General features: G+C 57.0%; 11 protein-coding genes. 2 read left to right on the forward strand and 9 right to left on the reverse strand.

Annotation, left to right across the window (positions count from 1 at the left end; translation table 11 throughout):
• Positions 1 to 7: 7 nt before the first annotated feature.
• The 9 genes from ACP7C6_RS22780 to ACP7C6_RS22820 all read right to left on the reverse strand — a co-directional run bounded on the left by ACP7C6_RS22780 (position 8) and on the right by ACP7C6_RS22820 (position 15,356).
• Positions 8 to 919, reverse strand: a complete 912-nt coding sequence (locus ACP7C6_RS22780; protein WP_426109282.1) for an ABC transporter permease subunit — start codon at positions 917 to 919, stop codon at positions 8 to 10.
• A gap of 10 nt (positions 920 to 929) precedes the next feature.
• Positions 930 to 1,940, reverse strand: a complete 1,011-nt coding sequence (locus ACP7C6_RS22785; RefSeq protein WP_017739471.1) for an ABC transporter permease subunit — start codon at positions 1,938 to 1,940, stop codon at positions 930 to 932.
• Positions 1,941 to 2,016: 76 nt separating this feature from the next.
• Entirely contained in the window at positions 2,017 to 3,615 is a 1,599-nt protein-coding gene (locus ACP7C6_RS22790) for an ABC transporter substrate-binding protein (RefSeq protein ID WP_122686078.1), read from the reverse strand.
• A gap of 80 nt (positions 3,616 to 3,695) precedes the next feature.
• Positions 3,696 to 5,090 carry an OprD family outer membrane porin gene (locus ACP7C6_RS22795; protein WP_126570437.1) on the reverse strand — a complete coding sequence of 465 codons (1,395 nt, stop codon included), beginning with the start codon at positions 5,088 to 5,090 and terminating at the stop codon, positions 3,696 to 3,698.
• 170 nt (positions 5,091 to 5,260) lie between these two features.
• Positions 5,261 to 6,865 (reverse strand): ABC transporter substrate-binding protein, encoded by a 1,605-nt coding sequence (locus tag ACP7C6_RS22800; RefSeq protein WP_028618825.1) that lies wholly within the window; start codon positions 6,863 to 6,865, stop codon positions 5,261 to 5,263.
• Positions 6,866 to 7,169: 304 nt separating this feature from the next.
• Positions 7,170 to 8,798 carry an ABC transporter substrate-binding protein gene (locus tag ACP7C6_RS22805; protein WP_028618826.1) on the reverse strand — a complete coding sequence of 543 codons (1,629 nt, stop codon included), beginning with the start codon at positions 8,796 to 8,798 and terminating at the stop codon, positions 7,170 to 7,172.
• Positions 8,799 to 9,056: 258 nt separating this feature from the next.
• Complete coding sequence (locus ACP7C6_RS22810) at positions 9,057 to 10,658, reverse strand: ABC transporter substrate-binding protein (protein ID WP_028618827.1); 1,602 nt, start codon at positions 10,656 to 10,658, stop codon at positions 9,057 to 9,059.
• 145 nt (positions 10,659 to 10,803) lie between these two features.
• Positions 10,804 to 13,500, reverse strand: coding sequence for a hypothetical protein (locus ACP7C6_RS22815; protein ID WP_426109283.1), 2,697 nt, complete (start codon positions 13,498 to 13,500; stop codon positions 10,804 to 10,806).
• 1,145 nt (positions 13,501 to 14,645) lie between these two features.
• Positions 14,646 to 15,356, reverse strand: coding sequence for an SIMPL domain-containing protein (locus ACP7C6_RS22820; protein ID WP_028618829.1), 711 nt, complete (start codon positions 15,354 to 15,356; stop codon positions 14,646 to 14,648).
• Between the two features lie 205 nt (positions 15,357 to 15,561).
• On the opposite strand from ACP7C6_RS22820, the gene ACP7C6_RS22825 reads away from it, so the two are divergent.
• On the forward strand, positions 15,562 to 16,824 hold the full coding sequence (locus ACP7C6_RS22825) for an ATP-binding protein (protein WP_016976240.1): 1,263 nt from the start codon (positions 15,562 to 15,564) through the stop codon (positions 16,822 to 16,824).
• Positions 16,817 to 17,377: a response regulator transcription factor gene (locus ACP7C6_RS22830; RefSeq protein WP_003171731.1), complete on the forward strand. Its 561-nt coding sequence runs from the start codon at positions 16,817 to 16,819 to the stop codon at positions 17,375 to 17,377. Before ACP7C6_RS22825 ends, ACP7C6_RS22830 begins: the two co-directional genes overlap by 8 nt.
• Positions 17,378 to 17,409: the final 32 nt, after the last annotated feature.

Genomic DNA, 17,409 nt, shown 5'->3' on the forward strand with positions numbered 1-17,409 from the left:
AATCTCCTCAGGCGGCGTTCTTGAGTTTCGGGTCCAGCGCATCGCGCAGGCCGTCGCCCATCAAGTTGATTGCCAGCACGCTGAGCAAAATGGTCAAACCAGGCAGGCTCACCACCCACCAAGCGCGTTCGATGTAGTCACGGGCCGAGGCCAGCATGGTGCCCCACTCCGGGGTTGGCGGTTGTACGCCAAGGCCGAGGAAGCCCAGGGCCGCGGCATCGAGGATCGCCGAGGAGAAGCTCAAGGTGGCCTGGACGATCAGCGGCGCCATGCAGTTGGGCAGCACGGTGATGAACATCAGGCGTGGCAGGCCGGCGCCGGCGAGGCGGGCGGCGGTCACGTAGTCACGGCTCAGTTCGCCCATCACCGCAGCGCGGGTCAGACGGACGTAGGACGGCAGCGATACGATGGCGATGGCGATCACGGTGTTGATCAGGCCAGGGCCGAGGATCGCGACGATGGCAACGGCCAGCAGCAGCGAGGGCAAGGCCAGCATGATGTCCATCAGACGCATGATGGTCGGGCCGAGCAGGCGCGGGAAGAACCCGGCGAACAGGCCCAGCAGGATCCCCGGAATCAGCGACATCACCACCGACGACAAACCGATCAGCAAGGACAGGCGCGAGCCCTGGATCAGGCGCGAGAGCAGGTCACGGCCCAGTTCATCGGTGCCGAGCAGGAATTGCATCTGCCCACCTTCCAGCCAGGCCGGCGGGGTCAGCAGGAAGTCGCGGTATTGCTCGCTTGGGTTATGCGGTGCAACCCACGGGGCAAAGATCGCGCAGAACACGATCAGCAACATGAACAGTAGGCCGGCAACCGCGCCTTTGTTCTTGGAGAAGGCTTGCCAGAATTCTTTGTACGGGGACGGGTACAGCAGGCTTTGATCGACTGCTGACACTTGAGTAGGTGTGGTCATGGTCATGATCTCAGCGCTGGTGACGGATGCGTGGGTTGGCGAAGCCGTAGAGGATATCCACCACGAAGTTCACCAGGATCACCAGGCAGGCGATCAGCAGGATGCCGTTCTGCACCACCGGGTAGTCCCGCGCGCCAATGGCTTCGATCAGCCATTTGCCGATGCCGGGCCAGGAGAAGATGGTTTCGGTCAAAACCGCGCCGGCCAGCAGGGTGCCGACTTGCAGGCCGACCACGGTCAATACCGGAATCAGCGCGTTACGCAGGCCGTGCACGAACACCACACGCGCCGGCGACAGGCCCTTGGCCTTGGCGGTGCGGATGTAGTCTTCGCGCAGTACTTCGAGCATCGACGAACGGGTCATTCGCGCGATCACCGCCAGCGGGATGGTGCCCAGCACGATGGCCGGCAGGATCAGGTGGTGCAGGGCGTCGAAGAAGGCGTCCGGCTCGTCAGCCAGCAGGGTGTCGATCAGCATGAAGCCGGTGCGTGGCTCGATGTCGTAGAGCAGGTCGATCCGCCCGGAAACCGGGGTCCAACCCAGGCTGACCGAGAAGAACATGATCAGGATCAGGCCCCACCAGAAGATCGGCATCGAATATCCCGCCAGGGAGATGCCCATCACCCCATGGTCGAACAGGGATCCTCGCTTGAGTGCCGCGATCACCCCGGCCAACAGGCCCAGGATACCGGCGAACAACAGGGCGGCCATGGACAGTTCCAGGGTCGCGGGGAAGAGGGCGGTGAATTCAGTCCACACGCTGGTGCGGGTACGCAGTGATTCGCCAAGGTCGCCCTGGGCAAGTTTGCCGACGTAATCCAGGTATTGCGCATACAGCGGCTTGTTAAGGCCAAGGCGTTCCATTGCCTGTGCGTGCATCTCGGGGTCGACGCGCCGCTCGCCCATCATGACTTCGACGGGGTCGCCAGGGATCATGCGAATCAACGCAAACGTGAGCAACGTTATGCCGAAAAACGTGGGGATCAGTAACCCCAGTCGGCGGGCAATAAAGCTAAACATCTTGTCGTGTACCTCAATCAGCCGGTTAGGCAGGTTCGGCACCGTCAGTGTCGACGGTGCCGAGCGTTTTTCTTATTTACTTCACCTGGGTGGTGGCGAAGTTATTTGTAGTCAGAGGGCTTTGGGTATAACCCTCGACGTTTTTACGCATGGCGGTGAACATTTTCGGGTAAGCCATGGGAATCCACGGTTGGTCCTTGTCGAAAACGTCCATTGCTTGTTCATAGAGTGCAGCGCGCTGGGTGGGTTCAGCGATGGCGCGCGCCTTGTCGATCAAGTCTTGAAACTCCTTGTTACACCAGCGGGCGTAGTTTTCGCCGTTTTTCGCCGCATCGCAACTCAAGTTAGGGGTGAGGAAGTTATCCGGGTCCCCGTTATCCCCCGCCCAGCCGGCGGAGACCATGTCATGTTCGCCATTCTTGGCGCGCTTGAGCATTTCGCCCCATTCCATGACTTTGATGTTCACTTTCAGGCCGATTTGCGCCAGGTCCGCCTGCATTCTCTGGGCGCCGAGCATCGGGTTGGGGTTGGTCGGGCCGCCGCCGTTGCGGGTGAACAGGGTGAACTCGGTGCCTTCCGGTACGCCGGCTTCCTTGAGCAGGGCACGGGCCTTGTCCAGGTCACGGGGCGGGTTCTTCAGCTTGTCACTGAAGCCCAGCAGGGTTGGCGGGTAAGGCCCGGTGGCGTCGATCGCGTTGCCTTTGCCGTACAGGGATTCGTTGTAGCCTTTCTTGTCGAACGCGATGTTGATCGCGTGACGCACCCGCGCGTCGCTCATGTACTTGTGGGTGGTGTTCAGGGCGGTATAGGCGGTGGTCATGGCTGCCAGTTCCGCCACCTTCAGGTTCGGGTCGGCCTTCATGCTCGGCACGTCATCCGGTTTCGGATACAGCGCGATCTGGCATTCGTTGGCCTTGAGCTTTTGCAGGCGCACGTTGTTGTCGGTGGTGATGGCCAGAATCAGCGGGTCTGCCGGCGGCTTGCCACGGAAGTAGTCCGGGTTGGCCTTGAAGCGCACCTGGGCGTCTTTCTGGTAGCGGGTGAAGATGAACGGGCCGGTGCCGATGGGCTTGGCGTTCAGGTCATCGGTCTTGCCGGACTTGAGCAACTGGTCGGCGTATTCGGCGGAGTGAATCGAGGAAAACGCCATGGCCAGGTCGGCCAGGAACGGTGCTTCAGGGCGGGTCAGGGTGAAGACCACGGTGTGGTCATCGGTCTTCTCTACGCTCTTGAGCAGTTCCTTGAAACCCATGCTTTCAAAGTACGGGTAGCCCACGTTGGACTTGTTGTGCCACGGGTGGTTCGGGTCCAGCTGGCGCTGGAAGCTCCAAAGCACGTCGTCGGCATTCAGGTTGCGCGTGGGTTTGAAGTAATCGGTGGTGTGGAACTTGATGTCGTCACGCAGGTGGAAGGTGTAGGTCAGGCCATCGGCGCTGATCTCGGGCAGGTCTTTGGCCAGCGCGGGGATCACTTCGGTGGTGCCGGGCTTGAAGTCCACCAGGCGGTTGAACATGGTTTCAGCAGCGGCGTCAGCGGTCACGGCCGTGGTGTACAGGACCGGGTCAAAACCTTCCGGGCTGGCTTCGGTGCAGACCACCAGTGGTTTGGCCGAAACGCCGATCGCCACGCTCAACAGCGCGGCAGCCATGGCGGCTTGTAGTGGGAGCAATTTCATTCGGAGCCCTCTGCAATCGATGGGACCAGACAAGCGTAAACGGCGAGCTCGTCCTGAGCCCGCCGTCTACCTGGCGCTAATTAAAGGATGTTGAACGGAACAGTGGTCACCAGACGGAACTCTTTGATGCTGCCGTCCGATTGGAACTCGCTGCCACGGTGCTCAACATACGTTGCGCGCACGGTAGTAGCCTTGAGTGGGCCGCTCTGGATGGCGTAAGAACCACCGATACCGTATTCCTGGTGTTTTTCGCCGTCTTGGCTCTGGATGCCGTCGTAGGCGAACTTGGCCCGACCGTTGTTGCCGGTGTAGTGAGTGCCGTCGATGCCCCAGCCACGCGCCGAGTAGATATTGAACTTCAAGCCTGGCACGCCGTATTCGGCCATGTTGATGCCGTAGGCAACCTGGAAGGATTTCTCGTTCGGACCGTTGAAGTCAGAGGTCAGGGAGTTGGCCAGGTAGATGCCGTTGGTTTCGTGCAGGTAGTCGAAGTACTCGTTACCGTTCACTTGCTGGTAGGAGAAGGTCAGGCTGTGAGCCTGGTGGGCCAGGCCCAGGGACAGGGAGAAGGTATCGTTGTCGATTTCCCCCATCTCTTTTTTGCCTTCATCGACCGTCTTGTAGTAGTTGAAGCCGGTGGTCAGCGCCAGTTGCTGTGCATCACCCAGCTCGTGTGTTGCGCCGAAGTAGTACTGGTTCCAGAAGTCCTTCACGTTGGCGCCGAAGACGCTGACTTTCAGGCTTTTCAGCGGCTGGTAGTTCAGGCCCAGGGTGGACACCTTGTCGGTTTCCGCGCCATTGCCGTATTCGCTACGGAATTTCGACAGGCTCTGTTCGCTACGTGGCGAAACGCGGTCAAACACGCCGCCCTGGAACGACAGGTTGCTGAACTCTTCGCTGTTGAAGCTCACACCTTCAAAGCTCGAAGGCAGCGCACGGTTGCCGATGGTGTCGACGATGCCGCTGCTGAAGTTCTGACGACCGGCGGTCAACGTGGTGTTCGACACACGGAACTGCACGTTGGCCAGGCCCAGTTTGCTCCATTGGCCGACTGCATCACCATCGGAGTCAGCCAGGGTACGGTTGGAGCCGCCTTTGATATCACGCTTGCTACGGTCCAGGACCACGGCGTTGTACACCGCCAATTCAGTCTTGACGCCTACGGTGCCCTGGGTGAAACCCGAGCTGGCGTTGATGATGGTGCCTTGTACCCAGTTGGTACGGTTACGGTCGGTCAGGGTCTGGCCGTGCTTTTTGTATGCGAAGGTGCCGCCACGGTATTTGCTTTCGTGGGAGTACCAGTTGCGGGTAGTGCCGCCCAGGCTGAAGTCTTCGATAAAGCCCTTGGCCTCGCTTTGAGCGCTGGTGCCGGCCAGTGTGGTCGGCACGAAGTCCTGGCTGACGGATTCAGCGTAGGCGGTGGCCGTGATGCTGCTGATGGCCAGGGCCAGAAGCGCTTTGCTGCTCAGTTTCATGGATGAAGCTCCTTTGGTTCTCTTTTTAATGCCGGTCTTTTTTGGTGATCCGGCTATTGGGTGTGTAACTCGTTCAAGCTCATGCAAACGTTTGGCGTAGGAAAAATCCCAACAAAAGGCCGCGCGTTTGCAGCAAGGCGGGGGTCGCCCTGCGCAATCCGGTTATTTTCTTATGGGGTGATACTGACGCCCGAGAACACGTTGCGGCCGAAGGGGCTGACCTTGAAACCTTCGACTTTGGCGCTTAACGGCTGGTTGACCGTCGAGTGGGCGACTGGCGTGATCGGCACCTGCTGCTTGAGCAGTTGCTGCGCCTGTTTGTAGAGAACAGTCCTTTGTTCGCGGTCGGTCACGACCTTGGCTTGCTTGATCAGCTTGTCGTACGCCGGGTCACACCACATGGAGTAGTTGTTCCCGCCAATGGCGTCACAGCTGTAGAGGGTGCCCAGCCAGTTGTCCGGGTCACCGTTGTCACCGGTCCAGCCGATCAGGCTTACATCGTGCTCACCGTTCTTGGTGCGCTTGATGTACTCGCCCCACTCGTAGCTGACGATCTTGACCTTGAGGCCGATCTTGGCCCAGTCGCTTTGCAGCATCTCGGCCATCAGCTTGGCGTTGGGGTTGTACGGGCGTTGTACCGGCATCGCCCACAGGGTGATTTCGGTGCCTTCTTTCACGCCGGCGGCCTTGAGCAATTCCTTGGCTTTTTCCGGGTTGTAGGCGGCGTCCTTGATGCTGTCGTCGTAGGACCACTGCGTCGGTGGCATGGCGTTGACCGCCAATTGCCCCGCGCCCTGGTACACGGCGTTCAGGATGCTCTGCTTGTTCACCGCCATGTCCAGCGCCTGGCGCACTTCGAGCTGGTCGAACGGCTTGTGGCGCACGTTGTAGGCGATGTAGCCCAAGTTGAAGCCGGGCTTGGTCAGCAGTTGCAGGTTCGGGTCGGCCTTGAGGGCATCGACGTCAGCCGGGCGCGGATGCAGGGTCACCTGGCATTCGCCGGCCTTGAGCTTTTGCACTCGCACCGAAGCGTCGGTGTTGATGGCGAAGATCAGTTGGTCCAGTTTGACCTTGCTCGGGTCCCAGTACTGTTTGTTGGCTACATAGCGGATCTGTGAATCTTTCTGATAGCGCTGGAACACGAAGGGGCCAGTGCCGATCGGCTTCTGGTTGATATCACTCGGTTTGCCATCCTTGAGCAACTGCTCGGCGTATTCGGCCGAGAGGATCGCGGCGAAGCTCATGGCGATGTTCTGGATAAACGCGGCGTCGACCGTGTTCAGGGTCATCACCACGGTGTGCGGGTCGGTTTTCTCGACCTTGGCAATGTTCTTGTTCAGGCTCATCCCGTTGAAGTACGGAAACTCGGTGGGGTAGGCCTTGCGAAACGGATGGTCGGCGTCAAGCATGCGGTTGAAGGTGAACAGCACGTCGTCGGCGTTGAAATCCCGCGTTGGCTTGAATTCCTTGTTGCTGTGGAATTTCACCCCTTCGCGCAGGTGAAAGGTGTAGGTCAGGCCATCTGGCGAAATATCCCACTTGGTTGCCAGCGCAGGTACGACACCGGTCTCGCCCTTTTCAAACTCAACCAGGCGGTTGTACAGCGGTTCGGCCGCATCGTTATCGGTGGCGGTGGTGTATTGCGCGGTGTCAAAGCCTGCCGGGCTGCCTTCCGAGCAGAACACCAGGCTCTTTTTGTCGGCGGCATAGCCCATCGTGGCCGCAGCCAACAGGCTGGTGCCAAAAATTGCGGATAGAACGGTGGTATGGCGCATGACGATCCCGATCCTTGTTTGTAATTGTCATCAGCGAGCAACCCCCCTGGCGTACGGCCAGGGGAACATCACTGATCCCACACGCAGCAAGTGCCTTTCCGTGTTAGCAGCCTCTGCTGTCCTACGACGTTATGGGTCTCGGACTTCGCAGTAAATGCGCCAAATCGGATTGACCTTGTAGGCAACGGCGTCGCGCTTCGCAGTTCATTGCTGTAGGACGCAACGATTACGGGCGTGGTCTGTTTCCTATGGTCCAGGCGGATGCAATAACGGCGACGTTAGGAAACGTCGCCGTCAATGATCCTTACTTGCCGCTGACGCTCACGCCGTAGAAGGAGTTCAAGCCAAACGGGCTGATCTTGAAGTCCTGCACGGTGGAACGCATGGGTTGATACACCGTCGAGTGCGCGATAGGTGTCATCGGGACAGCATCTTTGAGGATGTGTTGCGCCTGCTTATACAGCTCGGTGCGTTTGGCGACGTCCGACGTAGCCTTGGCTTCTTTTACGATGCCGTCGAATTTCTTGTCGCACCATTTGGAGAAGTTGTTACCAGACAGCGAATCACAGCCGAACAGCACGTTCAGCCAGTTGTCCGGGTCACCATTGTCACCGCTCCAGCCAATGATCATGGCCTGGTTCTCGCCACCTTTGGAGCGTTTGATGTACTCGCCCCACTCGTAGCTGGTGATCTTCACGTTGAGACCGATCTTCTTCCAGTCGTTCTGCAGCATTTCAGCCATCAGCTTGGCGTTCGGGTTGTACGGACGCTGAACCGGCATGGCCCACAGAACGATTTCGGTCCCTTCCTTGACGCCGGCTTCCTTGAGCAGCGACTTGGCTTTCTCAGGGTCGTACTTGGCGTCCTTGATGGTGGTGTCATACGACCATTGGGTCGGTGGCATGGCGTTGACGGCCAGTTGGCCGGCGCCCTGGTAGACGGAGTCGATGATTTGCTGCTTGTTCACCGACATGTCCAGCGCCTGGCGTACGCGCAGGTCAGCCAGTGGGTTTGGCTGGTCGCTGCCCTTGATCTTGTCCATGACGTTGTAGGCGATGTAGCCCAGGTTGAAACCGGCTTGGTGCGGCAGTTTCAGGTCCTTGTCATCGCCCAGCGCCTTGAGGTCGGCTGGACGTGGGAACAGGGTTATCTGGCATTCGTTTTTCTTCAGCTTCTGGATACGCACCGACGGGTCGGTGGTGATGGCGAAGATCAGGTTGTCGATCTTCACGTCGTCAGGTTTCCAGTAGTCCTTGTTGCCGGTGTAACGGATGTTCGAGTCTTTCTGGTAGCTCTTGAACACGAACGGGCCAGTGCCGATCGGCTTCTGGTTGATGTCGGCAGGCTTGCCTTCCTTGAGCAGTTGGGCGGCGTATTCAGCCGACTGGATCGACGCGAAGCTCATCGCCAGGTTCTGGATGAAAGCGGCGTCCACCGTACCAAGGGTGAACTTGACGGTGTGTTCGTCGACTTTTTCGATGTTCTTGATGTTGGTGTCCATCCCCATGTCCGTGAAGTACGGGAACTCGGTGGGGTAGGCTTTGCGGAACGGATCGTCTTTGTTGATCATGCGGTTGAACGTGAACAGCACGTCATCGGCATTGAAGGTACGGGTCGGCTTGAAGTACGAGGTGGTGTGGAACTTGACGCCATCACGCAGGTGGAAGGTGTAGGTCAAGCCATCCGGGGACACGTCCCAGCTGGTGGCCAGCCCAGGAATCACAGCGGTGCCGCCGCGTTCGAACTGGGTCAGGCGGTTGAACATGGTTTCGGCCGAGGCATCGAAGTCTGTTCCGGTGGTGTACTGGCCTGGGTCGAAACCGGCCGGGCTCCCTTCGGAGCAGAACACCAGGTTAGTCGCCGCTTGGGCGAAAGGAGCTGCGGCCATAAGGCCAGCGCTAACAATTAACGGAATGACTGCGTGTTTAAGCATGTTGGCCTCATGATTTGTTGTCATTTTTGGTGGTGAGGGCGACCTCGTGAGTCGGCCTGCGGATACTTATGCAGGCGCCATACCCATTGCAAGATGCTGAACCGTTGCGAGGGTGAAACAGTGGTACGAACGTACAGGAATGTCGCAATTATGAAAGTTTGTACATATTTGCGCATATTTCGAGGGTTTTTTCGGTGCAGAAGGCGCACCAAAAATGACCAACCGAGGCGTCTAGCGCACTCGGTTGGGGCGTTGCTGTTACTTATCTAGACTCACGCCGTAGAACGGTGTCAGCCCAAAGGGGCTGATCTTGAAGTCTTTCACTTCCTTACGCAGCGGCTGGAAAACCGTCGAGTTCGCAATAGGCGTTATAGGTACTTGTTCCTTAAGGATTTTCTGAGCCTGTTGATACCACTTGATGCGCTGCTCGCGGTCATTGCTGACCTTGGCTTGCTGCACCAGCTTGTCGTAGGCCGGGTTACACCATTTGGCGTAGTTGCTGCCCTTGACCGCAGCACAACTGTAGAGCACGCCGAGCCAGTTATCCGGGTCACCATTGTCGCCGGTCCAACCATAAATCATGGCGTCGTGCTCACCGTTTTTGGCCCGCTTGATGTACTCGCCCCATTCATAGCTGACGATATTGGCCTTGATGCCAATCTTTTCCCAATCCTGCTGGATCATCTGTGCCGACATCCGCGCGTTCGGGTTGGAGGCGCGTTGCACGGTCATGGCCCACAGGTTAATGGTAGTGCCGGGTGCAACCCCTGCTTCTTTTAGTAGCGCTTTGGCCTTTGTCGGGTCGTAGGGCGCGTCCTTAATGCTGGGGTCATAAGACCACTGCGCAGGCGGCAATGCGTTTTGCGCCAATTGTCCGGCGCTCTGGTACACGGCCTTGATGATTGCCGGCTTGTCGATCGCCATGTCCAGCGCCTGGCGCACCTTGAGCTGGTCCAACGGCGGATGGGTCACGTTGTAGGCCAGGAAACCCAGGTTGAAACCGGCTTGTTGCAGTACACGCAGGTTCGGGTCCTGTTTCATCACCTCGATATCCGCAGGGCGCGGGTAGCCGCTGACCTGGCATTCGCCGGCCTTGAGCTTTTGCAGGCGCGACGCCGCATCTGGCGTGATGGCGAACACCAGGTTGTCGAGCTTCACATCTTCGGGTTTCCAATACTGTTTATTGGCCACGTAGCGGATCTGCGAATCCTTCTGGTAGCGCTTGAACACAAACGGCCCGGTGCCTACCGGTTTCTGGTTGATCTCTTCGGCCTTGCCTTGCTTGAGCAGTTGCGCGGCGTATTCGGCGGACTGCACCGAGGCGAAGCTCATGGCCAGGTTCTGCACAAACGACGCATCGACGTTGTTCAGATTGAAGCGCACGGTGTGTTCGTCGAGTTTGTCGACGCGCTTGATCGTGGTGTTCAAGCCCATGTCGGTGAAGTACGGCGACTCGGAAGGGTAGGCCTGGCGAAACGGGCTTTGCGCATCCAGCAGGCGATTGAAGGTAAACAGCACATCATCCGCGTTGAAGTCGCGGGTAGGGGTGAAGAAATCGGTGGTGTGGAACTTGACACCATCGCGCAGGTGGAAGGTGTAGGTCAGGCCGTCTTGGGAGATGTCCCAGCTCGTCGCCAGGCCAGGTTCGACTTCGGTGCCGCCGCGCTTGAACTGGGTCAGGCGGTTGAACACGGTTTCGGCCGAGGCATCGAAGTCGGTGCCGCTGGTGTACTGGCTGGGGTCGAAACCGGCAGGGCTGGCTTCGGAGCAATAGACCAGGGTGCTGGCGGCGTGGGCCATTGGCATAAAAGCCAGTAGACCCGCGGCGAGGAGGAGCGGTTTTAAGGCGATTCTTTCCATGGAGACCCCTGAAGTGGCAGGCCTGTATAAACGGCCCAAACGAAAACGGCGGTCACGCAGGTTACCGCCGTTCTGGTTTGTCAGGTAGGGGGAGTTCTCACTTGCGATGTCGGTCTCCTCCCACTCAATGCAGTCCAGTATGTGTTCATATATGTGTTGGAGTAGTTATTTCTATTTGGGTGGGGGCGGATCTGTCGATTGTGTAAGCATTACCCTGCAACTCATTACTTTCACGTATTGTGAATATTCGCGTGCTGGTTATATCTAAATCCCGATTGGGAACCATGCCGTCTTCTGTTTGGAGTTTAAGCACCCATTGGGTAGTGGCCTTGACAGTGTGAGTATTGAGTGCCGGATCATATTCTATCGTAAAATATTTTCTGCCTGCAGAAACGCTGTAGTCCTCTTTCAACGTGGGTGGTGTTAGTTCTACGAAGGCCGGGAACGAAGCCCCTTGGTGAGCAACTTCTGATATACGGGCTCTAAGCTCAGCGTCCGGAATCGTCTCTTCAAATCTTTCAAGCCTTCTTTTTATGGTTTCATCCGCTGACGCTGATTTAAAATCCAGTTCAATTCGTACGGTATTGCCGTTTTCTCTTTTTATGATCGAGTACGTTTCTCGATTCAAGTCAGGCGCAAAGCTTGTAGAGTACCCAGTGTCGGGTTGGGCTTTCTCACCTTCTGTAACGGCGAAATTACCGTCATCGATAACCCAGGAAATGCTGAGCTTTCTTTTTATTTTTGAACCTTCCTCATATACGTCGTCGTTGAATGCATATTGTTTGTTTTCATCTAAATTCAAGTAGTCGTCAAACTTTTCGGCGCCGGAAATTTTCGAGCCTTTGGAATCAATAAAGCGTTCTGAGAACTTTGGAGTGTTTGTTGATTCATGACTGGGAGTTGGCGAAGCAGTGTGTTGCCATGGCCATCTCGCTCCACCTTCTTCCCCTCTTCTATTCCATACACCCATTTTGTCAGGTTTGGCAATAATAGTGCTGCTCACCAACTTTGATCGGTCTTGCGGGTCTGGTACACGAAGCAAGAAATGCTCCCCGTCCCCACCATCAGGCTCATAGGCGGCCAAATACGTTTTCCCTTTATACTGCACTTCTTGCATCCCTGGATAGAATGCAGAGGGGGTGGGAGTAGGATCTACTTTAGGCACGTCCTGCGTTCCGACTGACGCGGCATCGGTATCGTTCGACGTTTTGCGGGCGTGTGCGAGCTCAAAGTCGCGCGTCTCTGAATTGTAATTCCAGCGGTAGTTCTTAGCGGTGGCAGAGGCGGTGGGTAGTTCGCCTATCTCAGCCTCTACCCCAACAGGTGCAAGTTCATGCGCCAATTGCAAGCCTGATATCACCGCTGCGGCATTGCCGCCGACGCGATCATTGGCGGTCATGCCATAGATGGAATCATGGATACCGAAGACAAGATTTCCCGTGTTGCCGACGAGGGGTATGTAACCAAAGGTATTGCCCCACAAGTCCTTCGCGAACTTCCAGTTTTGTTGCGATGAACCAAATACCTCGGTCTGGTCGGACCATACTGCGTTTTTGGCATTCACTTCCTGATATTTGCCTTCAAGACCGGAGCCCAGATTGCCGAATTTCAACAGATAAGCGCTACCTCGCGACTCGGTATAGTTAAATGTCTCCCTCACTGGCACCGCTTTATCGGCGAGGAGGCTGGAGCGTCCTTGGTAGGTGGCATGTGGGTCTACAATTAAATTATTGAGAACATCACAGGCCCTTGGCCAATGAACATCGTGGCCGCCTTGCCTGTCTCTGGCGTTAAAACTGCGCTGCAAATTATCTCGGTTGTTTTTTGCCCAGTTGGCAAAATCGCGGTCACCCTGTATCTCATGGGCTGCGCCGTTCTTCAAATCCAGCATCACGCCCTTATTGGGTCTATGTTCATCATTACCATCAAAGGGGGTGTAGGGAATAAATGCATAGCCTGACAGCGGGTAGCCATAGATATTGGGGATAATGACTTGTCCACTCGTTTGCAGTGTGTGCTTTACGGCCTGTTGCCCAGCAGAACTTAGCTTTTCAAAACTATCTTTATTATTTGCCAGGCTCTGCAGAATTCCACGTACAACATAGGCGTCTGCTTGCCCCGAGCGTTTCGCCAGTGCTCCCGAATCGTCCCGCATGGGCTTTGATACTTCATTTTCCCATTGATTTTGAAGGTTCTTACCCTGCGCCTCCAAGTCCGCGACCTTGCTCCGGTCTTTATTCTCAATTTCCATAAACTGGAAGTCGATCGGTCCCCCTCGCTCTACTTTGTCGTGCGCAAGAGCACCCGCCGCAATTTCCCATGCAAAGTAAGTGCGTTTGTCGGTGTTTGTCAGTGTTTCGGGTTTTCCCTTCCCTACGTAGGAAGTGAAGGTGACCGTGATTTTTTCATGCGGGTCGTATCCAGCCGCCAGCAACCCGCCGCTAAAGTAGCCAGCAGGCTCGAGGAACTGGCGAACCTTCTGGAATTTGATATTGCGTTCGCCTTCGCTACCGCTTTCTATGTTATTGATCTGTGATACAACACGACCGGAATAGGCATTAATACGCTGCGTCCGTTCCTGTTGTGTATAGTTCGGTGTGGGCGCGGAAGTGGTGGCCGATCCATAAATGACCTCCTTGGAGAAATCAAGTTCGTTCTCCGGTGCAGGGGCTGCAATCGGTTTTCGATCCACTGAAACGTTCGCCTCTATCGAATGAGTATTTTTTGCTAAAGGCGAGGCATCAACTTCCCACTTGTAACGATTATGTGCGGGAGCGAGGGTGGTTGGTATTGGAGTGCTGGTGACTGCAAGTGGCGGTAGGGATGACGGATGATTATTCATTATCGGCTCATTAAGTTATGGGTTTCATGAGGTTAAATATTTGGCGCGTTGTATCATGATGCGTTGGTTTATTTTGCGATTGCGCCATCCATAGCCATAGTTGCGTCAAGCCGAACTTTATTTCCGTATTCTGCCAAGGCTGTTTGGATTTATTGGTGACTTTGATTTATGAGTGGATTCTTAATGGTTGGGTGGTTGGGTAAGTAGTAATGGTTCCGCTTTATGCCTTTGATAAAAACGGGAATTTCATTCCTGATATGTATATTGCCGGATGTGACGTACCGACAGTAATAAAAAAAGGCGCAAGCCCGTGGGGGCGCCTTTGCCCTGTTTAAAAAGATGCTGTAATATTTTGATCACGCCGTCGATGCTCAGGGAGATGCAGTCTCCGGTCGCCTCTACTCATAAATATAGTTTCAAGGCTGAGGGGTGAATGTCACAGGCTTATAGGTGAAGGCCCACCACTTACGTGGGCTCCGATAGGGGGTGGTCTTCGCCGGTCTGAAACGTGCAATTTTTTCATCTCATCAATGACATATTTCTCAGTCTCGACTTTAGCGAATTTTGTGATAGTAGAACTAAGGGAGGTGCCTTGCCTTTGCAGGGTTTGGTTATAAGTTTTTCTACTTTGTCAGTGGTGGCTGATTACCAACTGTCCGAGTTGTGCGTCGGTGGGCATAAAATTAGTGATGGGAGGTGGCAGCACAACGGGCTTATGGTCACGCGAGGCTCGCTTTATCATCGAGTGTTCAAGGTTGTTGACTGGGTGCGAGCTAAAAGGACTGACAATGAGTGCGTCTTCGCACAACTTGAATAATGAGTTTGATGAACGTTGCTGCGTAATGGTTTATTGTTTTGGTGGGGCGCGAAATTTATATAAGTGAGGCGTAAAACCAATATTGGTGGCAGGTTTGCTTAGTGGGGTGTTTCTACGTTCGTGTCGTTAGGCTTGTGTAGCGTTACACGCACTTGGGTGGCCGTAGGCGTGCAGGCAGTTCCATTATGTGTTTATGCTCTCTACAACAAATAGTGTGAAAAAATGCAACCTGCAGTGAGGGCGTGACTTGAATCGAGAGTTAGTTCAGGCGGGTTATAAAAAACGGCGCCAGCTTTCAAGGCTGCGCCGTTTTTTGTCTCCGGGAACGTTACTGGAGCACTTCAATGACGCCATCGGCGCTCATGCTGACTTGGCTGGTGCCGGCTTCGACTTCAGGCGTCGGTGCCGAATCTGCCATGGCTGCTTTCATCATCATGCCGCCGCGAGCGTAAGGCATCGGGTAGCCATTGGTGTTGAAGTTCAGATTAACGATCTTGTACCCCTTGCCGCCCAGTGCATCGGTGGCCAGTTGTGCGCGTGCTTTAAACGCGGCGACCGCGTCCTTGAGCAATGCGTCTTCGCTGGCCTTGCGCGTGGCGTCGGCGATGGCGAAGTCCATGCTGTCCATCTTCAGAGTGTTCAACAGCTCGCCGGTGAGCTTGGAGAGTGCCGGGAAGTCTGCGCTTTCCAGGCGCAGTTCGGCGCGCTCACGCCAGCCGGTGATCTTCTGGTTTTTGCTGTCGTAGATCGGGTAGCTGTTGCGGCTGCCTTGGCGCAGGGTCACGCCTTTGACTTCGCGCGCCTGGCCGAGCGCCTTGTTCATGGTGGTGGTGATTTCAGCGGCGAGCTTGGCTGGGTCGCTGTTCTGGGATTCGGTGTACAGCGTCACGATCATCTTGTCGCGGGCCACCTCCTGGCTGACCTCGGCGCGCAGGGAAATCTGGTTGTAGTTCAGTGCCTCAGCGGCCAGTGCTGGCAGGCTGACCAGCGTGCCGACGCTAAGGGTGAGGGCGGCTGCACTGCGAGTGAAACGAGACATGGAAGCTCCTTGAGATAGTCGTGTTGGGTATGACTGTAGACGGTGGCATCGGGTTCTTCGGGTTTACACATTAGCTACAAGTTGTGATGAGGCCGACGAACGGTCGTTGGTCCGGCCTGCGGCAAAGAGCCACACACGCCGTGCCAGCCGGCCTGCTTCGTTTATACTCCTGCCGATCCGCCTGCAGCGCTCACCGGGAGAGCACATGCTCGCCGCCGTAAAACTGACTTCCGCCACTCGCCAGAACCTCTGGCGCCTGACGTTCATCCGTACCCTGGTCCTGGCCGCACAGGCTGGCTCCGTCGGGCTCGCCTATTGGTTCGACCTGCTGCCGCTGCCGTGGCTGCAACTGGGCGTGACCCTCGGTTTCTCCACCGTGCTTTGTGTGTTTACCGCGATCCGATTGCGTACCACCTGGCCAGTCACCGAGCTGGAATACGCCCTGCAATTGGCCTGCGACCTGTTTATCCATAGTGTGTTGCTGTATTTCTCCGGTGGTTCTACCAATCCGTTTGTTTCGTATTACCTGGTGCCACTGACCATCGCTGCCGTGACCTTGCCGTGGCGCTACTCGGTGGTGCTGTCGGGTATCGCCTTGACCCTCTACACCCTGCTGCTGGCGCGGTTCTACCCGCTGCAAACCTTCCCGATCGCTCGGGAAAACCTGCAGATCTACGGGATGTGGCTGAGTTTTGCGCTGTCCGCTGCGGTAATCACCTTCTTCGCCGCCCGCATGGCCGAAGAACTGCGCCGCCAGGAAGAACTGCGCGCCATTCGCCGTGAAGAAGGCCTGCGCGACCAGCAACTGTTGGCCGTCGCCACCCAAGCCGCCGGCGCCGCCCATGAGTTGGGCACACCCTTGGCCACCATGAGCGTGCTGCTCAACGAAATGACCCAGGACCACCACGACCCGGCGCTGCAAGAAGACCTCGGTGTGCTGCGTGAACAGGTCAAGCAGTGCAAGCAGACCTTGCAGCAACTGGTGCGCGCCGCCGAAGCCAATCGCCGCCTGGCGGTGGAAATGCAGGACGTGACCCAGTGGCTCGACGAAGCCCTGAACCGCTGGCACCTGATGCGCCCCGAAGCCAGCTACCGCTTCCACCTGCTGGGCCAGGGCAGCGTGCCGCGCATGGCGCCGCCACCGGACCTGACCCAAGCCCTGCTCAACCTGCTGAACAACGCCGCCGACGCCTGCCCTGAAGGCCTGGGCGTACAGTTGGATTGGGACGCCGAAGACGTGACCATCAGTATTCGAGACCACGGCGCGGGCGTACCGTTGGCCATTGCCGAGCAGATCGGCAAACCCTTCTTTACCACCAAAGGCAAAGGCTTCGGCCTCGGCCTGTTTTTGAGCAAGGCCAGCGTGACCCGCGCGGGCGGCTCAGTGAAGCTCTATAGTCATGAGGAAGGTGGCACGCTCACCGAGCTGCGCCTGCCCCGTGTCGCACGAGGAGATATCGATGAGTGACGAGATCCAAGTCGAAGGCGAAGAACTGCCGCACCTGTTGCTGGTAGATGACGACGCCACCTTTACCCGCGTGATGGCGCGCGCCATGAGCCGTCGCGGTTTCCGCGTCAGCACCGCAGGGTCGGCCGAGGAAGGCCTGACCATCGCCCAGGCCGACCTGCCGGACTACGCCGCGCTCGACCTGAAGATGGACGGCGACTCCGGCCTGGTGCTGCTGCCCAAGCTGCTGGAACTCGACCCGGAAATGCGCGTGGTGATCCTCACCGGTTACTCCAGCATCGCCACCGCCGTCGAGGCGATCAAGCGCGGCGCCTGTAACTACCTGTGTAAGCCGGCGGATGCCGATGACGTACTGGCCGCCTTGCTCTCCGAGCACGCCGACCTGGACACCCTGGTGCCGGAAAACCCAATGTCGGTGGACCGACTGCAGTGGGAACACATCCAGCGCGTGCTGACTGAGCACGAAGGCAACATCTCCGCCACTGCCCGCGCCCTGGGCATGCACCGCCGTACCTTGCAGCGCAAGTTGCAGAAGCGCCCGGTACGCCGCTGAGGCTGATCTGAACAACAGCTGAACAATCTGCT

The organism is Pseudomonas sp. TWR1-1-4, assembly GCF_049897165.1.
Taxonomy (GTDB): Bacteria; Pseudomonadota; Gammaproteobacteria; order Pseudomonadales; family Pseudomonadaceae; genus Aquipseudomonas; species Aquipseudomonas canadensis.